The following is a 6015-nucleotide window of genomic DNA, read 5'->3' as shown; positions in this document are numbered from 1 at the left end:
AAACTGCCTCCATAACAGGGAGGCAGTCTATAAAACTGTTAAAATATTTCACTGTCCTATTGACGGATAGCATACCATTCAGGTACTTTTTCATCTTGGCACCTACTTTTCTTTATTTAATTCTAGTATACCAAAGGAGCAGGAAAAACGAATACAGAATCTAGCTTCAGCAATAAATTCTAAAATCGTCTATAATCGAATATAGGAAATCAATCAATACATAAGGAGAGATGAAAAGATGATGAAAAGTTTATTCATTATGTCGGATCAACTCATTGACCGTGATTATACGCCAGAGGTCCGAACAGAAATCAGTAAACAAGTTGACGTACTAGAACCTTTTCTAACAAAAGAAAATTACCACGAACATTGGGAGTTAATCGAACAAGCAGATATTATTTTTTCTGGAATTGGTGCCCCAAAAATGGATAAGGAATTTCTAGACCGAGCGCCTAATCTAAAAGCGATTTTCTATGCGGCTGGTACGATGAAACATATTTTTACCGATGACGAAGTCTGGCGCCGTGGCATTACTGTTACGACCGCAAATGTGCCCAACGGTATCCCTGTCGCTGAATTTACCTTGGCACAGATTTTAATGTCGCTTAAGAATAGTTGGTATCTATCAAGAAAAGTAAAGGAGGAGAAGCACTTCACGAACGGAATTCGCTACGAGATCCCAGGAGTTTATAATTCGACAGTAGGAATTATTTCTTTCAGCGCGATTGGAAAAATGGTCATCGAACACTTGAAAAACTTCCAAGTAGATATCGCTCTATATGATCCTTTCGTGACAGAAGAAAAAGCTGAGGAAATTGGTGTAAAATTATGTTCGTTGGATGAAATTTTTCAGATTTCCGATGTGGTGTCCCTCCATGCCCCACGCCTACCAGAAACAATCGGTATGATTACGGGCAAACATTTTGAATTAATGAAAGAACAAGCAACCTTCATCAATACTGCTCGCGGCGAGATTGTTCGTGAACAAGAGATGATTCTGGCATTACAAAACAGACTGGATTTAACTGCACTCTTAGATGTAACCGCACCGGAACCGCCACAGCCTGACTCCCCTCTTTATACAATGGAGAATGTATTCCTTACACCGCATCTGGCAGGGAGTGTTGGCAAGGAGCGTCAACGATTAGGAAATTATATGCACATGGAACTGAAGCGATATTTGAACGGGGAGAAACTGCACTACCAAATCACTGAAGCGGACTTCAATCGCATGGCTTAAGGAGGATATCAATGAAGAATATAGGAATCTGTTCGGTTACCTTTCGAAAAAAGTCACCGGAAGAGATTATTAAACTGGCTCAAAAAGGTGGTCTCCATGCAATCGAATGGGGCGGCGACATCCATGTCCCGATTAATGATTTAGAGAATGCTAAGAAAATAGGCGTGTTGACTCGCCAAGCAGGCTTGTTGGTTTCTTCTTACGGGTCTTACTATTATGCCGGCCAAGGGTTGTCCTTTGAACCATTTTTAGAAACAGCAATCGCTCTTGGTACTACTTCCATACGTATTTGGGCCAAGAAAATGGACTTCAAAAAAGAAATCGGAGTAATTGATGAAGAAGAATTTGCGGCAGTCGTCCATGATATAAAAACAGCTGCTATGATGGCTCAAGCTCATGATGTTTCCCTCCATATCGAATTCCATCAAGGCACCTATACCGACACTACGGAAAGTGCCTTGCGGCTAATGAAAGAAATCGATGAGCCTAATCTCTTTCTTTATTGGCAACCCTTGGCGTATACTTCCCAAGTAGAACGACTCAATCAAATCATAGAATTGAGTGACTTTATTAGTAATGTCCACGTATTTCAGTGGGATCGCGACTTCAATCGCTACCCATTAGCAGAAGGACAAGCAGAATGGCGAGACTATATCCAACAAATTCAAACCCATTCTTCTCATCCTCACTTTTTCTTGTTGGAATTCATGAAAGACAATTCGGTAGAACAATTTGAAGAAGACGTTGTAACCTTCCATAAGCTGTTCGATTAAAAGTAGTCATTCCGAATCAGGTGATTTTTCGAAAACACATGGTTCTTACTTTGTTTCTTTCACACCTTTTGCTATATTGAAGATAAAGAATGGAGTGATGAAATGGAAACACGATCTGGCTTAACACCCAAGCAATATATCTTTAATTGTTTGAAAGTAGTCGGTTTTATTATCTGGGCGATTTTACCGCTCAATTTTAGTTTCGCCCTTAACCTTACTCAAGAGATAACGCCTGTATTCTTACGTTGGATCCTTGCCGGGTTATGGATTCTTTTCACGTTTTTCTCAATTAGATGGATTTGGCGTTATTATTTAAGACTTTTTCCGGATCCAATGCCAAAAATGGGTGGAAAAGACATCGGGATTGCGATTGGACTTTTTCTATTTTTACGAATCGTAGCCATTGTCGGAACCACACTGAACCAACAAATTTATGGGAACGTGATGTCTTCAAATGATGCTGCTCTTCAATCGGGAAATCCCTTAAGCGTCTTTCCCATATACTTTCTTCTATTTAATCTGACCATTGGTATTTTTGCACCGATCTTAGAAGAATTGGTTTTTCGTGGAATTTTTACTCATCTTTTATTTTCTGAAAGAGCGAAGTGGTTACCTGCTATCATCACCTCTACTGTATTTTCTCTGTTGCATGGTATGGATAACATCATTACTTTTTCGATGTATTTCATTATGGGAATTACATTCTTCTTTGCCTACCGTCGTCGTATGGCAATCAAAGACGCTATTTTAGTTCATATTTTGAATAATATTTTAGCGATGATTCTCTCGATTGTAACTTATGTGATGTATTACTTTCAGTTAATCTAAAAAAGAAAAAGACTGGTTTCAGTCTTTTTCTTTTTGTTCATTTATGGTAATGAGAGATTACAGGAACCGCAAAAAATTAAGTGCGGTATAACCATTTGTATCCACTTTTAGAAAGCAATTCTTCTGCTTCTTTCGGTCCCACTTCTCCCTTTTCGTAGTTAGGGAAATCTGGATCCGATAATTCTTTCCAGCTGCTCCGAATCGAATCAGTAATGCGCCACTGTTCTTTAACTTGAGCATAGGTAGTGAAATGCATACGGTCTCCTTGCAGAACATCATACAAAATGGTTTCATAGGCTTCAGGAAGGTCCACTTCTTCTGAAGTCCCTGCTTCTGGATGAAGCGCTACGGGTTTCGTTTGTGCAGAGTCTGCTTGGTTCAAGATCATTGAAATTCCTGTTTCAGGTTGAATAGAAAAGGTGATCCGATTTGGTTCAGTAAATGTTGTGTTTTCTCGAGACCTCAATATTACATCCACGGTATTGTGGTTTTCTTCTAGACACTTTCCAGTACGCACGTAAAATGGAACACCCCGCCAACGTTCAGAGTCTATTGAGACCTCAATAGCAACGTAGGTTTCAGTTAGACTATCTTTTTCTACCTCTTCTTCCTCTCTGTAACCCTTATATTGGCCACGAACAACTTTCTGCTCCACTTCGTCTTTGGTAAATGAAGTGATATTTTTTAGGAGAGAGAGTTTTTGTTTGTTTAGTTTCTCTGCTGTTAACTCATCGGGCACGTCCATGGCTACTGTCGATAGAATTTGCAGCAGATGGTTCTGGAACATATCGAGTAAAGCGCCATTTTCATCATAAAAGGCTCCTCGTGTTCCAATAGAAAAGTTTTCAGGAAGTGAAATTTGCACGTGTTCAATGTAGTCATTATTCCAAATGCCATCTAATGCCGGGTTATAATAACGTAGCGACATCATCTTTTGGACGGCATTTATTCCAAGATAATGATCAACTAAATAAATTTCATCTTCATTAAAGGCATTCTTCAACAATCCGTAATATTCTTCGGCAGATTCGGAGTCTTCACCAAATGGCTTCTCCACTACAACCCGATGATTCCCTTCCAAATCCAGAATACCAGATTCTTTCAAGTTGGTTGTCGTTTCATCAAACACACTCGGCGGGATCGAGTAATAGTAAACAAAGGAATCGGTTACCTCGAATTCTTTCGCCGCTTTCTGGATGGCTTCAGATAACTGTTCAAAGTCTTCCAACTCTGTATTATCGGTTGCTTGATAGAAGAGATGTTGGAAAAAATCATCCGCAAGTGAATCTTCTGTATCGGTATTCTCGACCGCTTCACGAGCTAAGTCTCGGTACTCTTCATTTGACATTTCGCTTCTTGATGCTGCGACCAATGCAAAATGTTCAGAAAGTTTACCTTGTCGGTAGAGCTTATGAAAGGCAGGTAACAGCGCCCCTTCTGCTAAATCACCGGTTCCACCAAATAACACAAATAAACCGCTAGCTTTTTGATTTGACATAATTTCCTTCCTCTCTAAAACGGAATTTTCTTTCATTAGTTCCATTTTAAGGAAGTGTCTGCCTTTTTCCTAATAATACGCTGACAAAAAAACCGAAGAACGGTTAGGTTCTTCGGCTCGATTCATTATTCTTTTCCTGCTTGATCTACAGCAGCCACAGGTTCTGTCGTTGCCTCTTCCACCTTGATAGGTCTAATATGAGGAGTAGATTCCAACGTTTCATTAAGTGTGGATAGTTTTGAACCTACGTTGCTATTTCCAACGTAGCTGTTAATCAACTCAGACATATCCAATCCCAATGTCTCTTTCAAACTTTCTTGAATACCCGCTAAGGTCTTGGTTGTATAACCACTCACTTGTGATACGCCATTTCCTTCGCCGCCATCAATAATCGTAATCTTATCAATATTACTGATTGGTGCAGCTGCATGCTTAACAATCTCAGGGTACACCTTTAATAATTCAAGCATCATAGCTTGTTGGCCATATTCCTTATAAGCTTCTGCCAGTTTTTGAGCAGCTTCCGCTTTTGCTCTACCTACTTCTGTAATATTCAAGGACTCTGCTTCGGCTTTCGCTCTTCCGACCTTGGCAATACTTTCCGCTTCGGCATGAGCACTTAGTTCCGTTTCTTTTGCTGCAGCTTCTGCATCCAAAATACGTTTTTGCTTCTCTGCTTCCGCTCTTTGAACATCCGCATACCGTTTCGCATCAGCTGATTTCTCAACTTCAGCTTCCAGTTTTTTAGCTGCTAGGAAAACTTCTTCCGTTTCAATCTCAATTTGTTTTCTACGGTCTACTAATTCAATTTCCTTTTGCTTTTCAACTAAGGCTTTTTGCAGCTCTGCATCTTGAAGTTGGTAGGCTTTGTCGGCAATCGCTTGTTGAATATCTTGTTCACGCTTGTATTCCGCCAACTTCAATTGTTTTTCTTTTTCAGAGAGTGCGATTTCACCGGCACGTCTATTTTCTGCTTCACGAGCCTGCATTTTCGCATCTGCTCTTTGAATAATTGTTATTTTTTCTGCTTCTGCCTCTGCAATTTCAGCGTTTTTCTTCACTTCGGCAATTTGCGGGCGACCCAAGCTCTCGAGATATCCATTAGAGTCTGTTACATCCTTGATGGTAAAGGAAACAATTTTCAGTCCCATTTTCTCCAAGTCCTGCGAAGCAACTTGTTGTACTTGCGCACCAAATTCATCACGTTCACGGTAAATTTCTTCTACCGTTAAGCTACCCAAAATGGCACGTAAATGGCCTTCTAAAACTTCTTGCGCTTCTTCTTCCAGCTCATGCGTTTCTTTACCCAAGTATTGCTCTGCTGCAGTTGCAATTTCTTCTACAGAAGAACCCACTTTTATGATCACTGTTCCCGTTGCAGAGATCGGTACACCTTGTCTTGTATACACTTCAGATGCTGAAACTTCCAGTTTGCTGGACATCAATGAAAGACCTTTCCCTTGTTGGAAAATAGGCCACAAGAACGTACCGCCGCCACGAACAATCTTCATTTTATTGTTTTCTTTGTCTGTAAATACATTTGGTCCTTTTCCTAGAAAACTCCCACTAACAATCAATGCAGTATCAGGAGACACCGTTACGTAACGGCCAATAATTGCTACTAAAAATACAATTACGATTACTGCTAAGCCAATCCAAATAATATAATTTTCCAT

The 6015-nt window shown here is 40.0% G+C and carries 5 protein-coding genes; 3 read left to right on the top strand and 2 right to left on the bottom strand.

Translation table 11 applies throughout. From position 1 onward, the window contains the following. Positions 1 to 238: 238 nt before the first annotated feature. The 3 genes from PVE40_RS08665 to PVE40_RS08655 all read left to right on the top strand — a co-directional run bounded on the left by PVE40_RS08665 (position 239) and on the right by PVE40_RS08655 (position 2841). The gene (locus tag PVE40_RS08665) at positions 239 to 1240 is read left to right on the top strand and encodes a hydroxyacid dehydrogenase (RefSeq protein ID WP_274731506.1); all 1002 of its coding nucleotides are present in this window, start codon (positions 239 to 241) and stop codon (positions 1238 to 1240) included. A gap of 11 nt (positions 1241 to 1251) precedes the next feature. After that, positions 1252 to 2013, top strand: coding sequence for a sugar phosphate isomerase/epimerase family protein (locus tag PVE40_RS08660; protein ID WP_274731505.1), 762 nt, complete (start codon positions 1252 to 1254; stop codon positions 2011 to 2013). 102 nt (positions 2014 to 2115) lie between these two features. Beyond that, positions 2116 to 2841: a CPBP family intramembrane glutamic endopeptidase gene (locus tag PVE40_RS08655; RefSeq protein ID WP_274731504.1), complete on the top strand. Its 726-nt coding sequence runs from the start codon at positions 2116 to 2118 to the stop codon at positions 2839 to 2841. A gap of 76 nt (positions 2842 to 2917) precedes the next feature. Here the strand turns inward: PVE40_RS08655 and zwf are convergent, their stop codons facing one another. Both zwf and PVE40_RS08645 read right to left on the bottom strand, forming a co-directional pair. Then, positions 2918 to 4339: a glucose-6-phosphate dehydrogenase gene (gene zwf, locus PVE40_RS08650; RefSeq protein WP_274731503.1), complete on the bottom strand. Its 1422-nt coding sequence runs from the start codon at positions 4337 to 4339 to the stop codon at positions 2918 to 2920. 125 nt (positions 4340 to 4464) lie between these two features. Then, positions 4465 to 6015 carry a flotillin family protein gene (locus tag PVE40_RS08645; RefSeq protein WP_274731502.1) on the bottom strand — a complete coding sequence of 517 codons (1551 nt, stop codon included), beginning with the start codon at positions 6013 to 6015 and terminating at the stop codon, positions 4465 to 4467.

This window comes from Jeotgalibaca caeni (genome assembly GCF_028863945.1).
Taxonomy (GTDB): Bacteria; Bacillota; Bacilli; order Lactobacillales; family Aerococcaceae; genus Jeotgalibaca; species Jeotgalibaca caeni.
The sequence above is the reverse complement of the archived record's forward strand: the minus strand, read 5'-3'. Positions and strand labels throughout refer to the sequence as shown.